General features: G+C 27.2%; 3 protein-coding genes. All 3 read right to left on the bottom strand.

Annotated elements, in window-relative coordinates; all coding sequences use genetic code 11:
- Nucleotides 1-767 precede the first annotated feature (767 nt).
- Nucleotides 768-953 carry a hypothetical protein gene (locus JMO20_RS07795; RefSeq protein ID WP_202708987.1) on the bottom strand — a complete coding sequence of 62 codons (186 nt, stop codon included), beginning with the start codon at nt 951-953 and terminating at the stop codon, nt 768-770.
- A 162-nt stretch (nt 954-1,115) separates the two neighbouring features.
- On the bottom strand, nt 1,116-1,517 hold the full coding sequence (locus JMO20_RS07790; protein WP_202708986.1) for a hypothetical protein: 402 nt from the start codon (nt 1,515-1,517) through the stop codon (nt 1,116-1,118).
- 12 nt (nt 1,518-1,529) lie between these two features.
- Nucleotides 1,530-2,339, bottom strand: a complete 810-nt coding sequence (locus tag JMO20_RS07785; protein ID WP_202708985.1) for a hypothetical protein — start codon at nt 2,337-2,339, stop codon at nt 1,530-1,532.
- Nucleotides 2,340-3,048 lie beyond the last annotated feature (709 nt).

The following is a 3,048-nucleotide window of genomic DNA, read 5'->3' as shown; positions in this document are numbered from 1 at the left end:
TGAGATTGGGCAAATACTTAAGAAAGAGAAGAAAACTGCTTTGATGGTTACTCATGATATTGCGGAAGCTATATCTACATAAAGACAGAACAATGAGATAGCTATTTATGGACAATATTATGATTCCTTTATTAAATATACAAAAGGCTTAATTTCATTATTTTAACATATATCCTTCTATAAAAACAAATAAATAATGATTAGCAAGAAGCTTAACTAGCCATTATTTATATCAAATGTCTATTGTTTATAGGCGTATTTTTTATAAAAATATTTATCTTATCGGTAATCTTTCATAGGATTATTTTCACCTCACCAACTAAGTATGTATAAATTACTATACTAGTATAGTAAATATTACACTTTTTGTGTCTAAGATATTAACATAGATCCATAAAGATGTGAACTATTTAACATGTAAGGTAAAAATTATAGATTAGAACATAGACATTCTTTATTTTAGAAAAGAATAATTACATAAAAACTGGAAAGAGTTATGGGAAATCATTTGTAAGATTTTCCATAACCCTTTCCAGTTATAATTGTCTTGATAATAATCTGTAATAGGTGATTAATAAATTTCCCACTTGATTTTAGTGTCACTAATTTTGCTCTAGGTTATTATAAGAAACGGATGAAATTTCACTTCCTAAACCTTCTAATTATGTCATAAAAATCTAAATTTAACATAGTTCCTACTCCTATTTAGAAATACCTATATTAAAATAAGCATTATTTTCTCAAAGAGTACGCATTTTAATTAACCTTTACTTGTTTATTGAAAGTTTGTTAACTTCAATTATTAGACAAATAAGTAGTCCACTAATCATTCCAAAATAAAAAGTATTAAGTAAAGAATCATCTGGTGCATTAAGTGCACTTCCCATAACCATACCACTAATGAAACCAAGCAATCCTCCAAGAATAATACCAATTATAATTCTTTTTATCATATAATCCTCCTTCCATAATGTTTTTTGAAATATATATTTTCTATATGTCTTAATAATTGTAATTACTTATTTTTTTAAAAGCTAAAAAATTCAAGGAGTCATTATCAAATACAAAGAAACTTAGTCTAAATAATCTAAGTTTCTTTGTATTTAGGTCTATATTTAGCTATCTATTACTGTGAAAGTTGTTGAATCTTGATCATAATACCCTAAACTTGATTTAGCAGTAATTGTCAATGTATACTCTCCTATATCATATCTAGAGATGCTTAGTGATGTATTCCCATCAGATTCAAATTCTAGTCTAGTGCCATTGTTATCTGTTAGTACACAATCATATAAAATAGGGTCATCTAAATCTCTTATCCCTCCCTCAATATATATTGTGACATATACTATTTCAGTATCTGTATATACATCCTTAGATGTTTCTATCTCAACATTCATTGGTATTATCATTGGTTCAACTTCATAATCTTTGTTTGTATAATCATCCGCAACAACGCTATTACTAATAAACATAATTGATAAAATAGATATAATAATAAGTTTTATTTTTTTCATTTATTAAACTCCTTAATCAAGTATTTCAGAATTTTCCCAACTTGTTGGTTTGTCTAAGTATTCTGATGTTCCTTCGACACTAAACCCTGCTGATACTCCAGGTGTCGGCGAAATGTCTATACCTATACTAAGGTTAGGTACATATAAATCATGTCCATAGATAACTCTAGCTGCTGAATGAGAAGACTGCTTAATAATGTCCATGTTGTCTGCTATAATATCAACATAAGCATTTCCATGCTCTCCCTTGTATCCATGAAAGTCAAACTCAAATACTATTCCAGAAGTTAAGTCTTCAACATAAGCGTTACCCTCATTATGAGCTGTTCCTCCAGTAATTGGGATAGTATAATAATTGTCTAATTCGTATCTATATGCTAACCAACCAGGCGACCAGGAAATACCTAAATTATCTGTTAACGCATACACAGGAGATATAAGCCACTCATACTGTGCAACTAGTTTCACAGCTTTATAACCTTCGATATCTGGAATTTCAATTGCTGTAATTAATAATCTTAACTCACTCTCATCTAGAGATTGAGTTCTAATCAGTTCACCAGATGAGTTTCTTCTTAAGTACGATTCTTCAAATGATAAAACTTTTCCAGGATTTTCTATAGATAGAATTGTTTCTTTAGTTTCATATTTCAATTTATCAATCTGCTCTTTTGTAAAACCAAATTGAAGTAATTGATTGTTAATTTTATTGACATTTATTTTCGGGTCAATTGAACCTTCAATTATGTCTTCATCTGCAAAACTTATAGTTGCTATGCTAAGCATCATAATTAAAACTAAGATAATCGATTTACTCCTCATATTCTAACTCCTCCTTATCATTAAAAAACTTACTATTAAACATTCTAAGTTTATTTCTAATTGCATACTAATTATTAAGTTTCTAAATTTTTTTATAAAATGCTTTAAATATGAGAATTTATGATATAATGTTAATATAGTCTTTCAACTCTATTTGATTTGTTGGTAGCAATCACTTGAGTTTTAAGGCTATTTTCATTTGGATCTCTACTTCTATACATCTCTTCACCTCCTTCAAATTATATTTCAAAACTAATTATATTCTTTATAGTTTTCAAGTGATACACTTTCACTAATAAGCTTGTACACTTTTTCTTTATTCTCATTAATTTTAATTATAACTTTTTCATTTTCTAGTTAAAATTCAAAAATTCTCTATCTCAAAATATTTCCAAATTTGTTTATCTATATTATTAATTCCATTAACTTCATTGTAACATATATTTACTAATTGTAAAATTGTTTATTTTGTCTAATTTTGTCAATTTATGATTTATCATCGTATTACTTAGCTTAATATCAATAACTCTGTAGTTTGAAACTTCTATATGTTACTATAGTACTATTTTTTATATTATTATTTTACACATTAGGAGTTTACAATTTTTCTCTCACTATATCTTTTCCCATTCACAATCCCCCTCCACCTAGAATATTATAAATTATGTATCTGTTTTTAATCGGAAGGAGGAAAATAGATGGAAGGAAG

The organism is Sporosalibacterium faouarense, from assembly GCF_016765695.1.
Classification (GTDB): domain Bacteria; phylum Bacillota; class Clostridia; order Tissierellales; family VENL01; genus Sporosalibacterium; species Sporosalibacterium faouarense.
The sequence above is the reverse complement of the archived record's forward strand: the minus strand, read 5'-3'. Positions and strand labels throughout refer to the sequence as shown.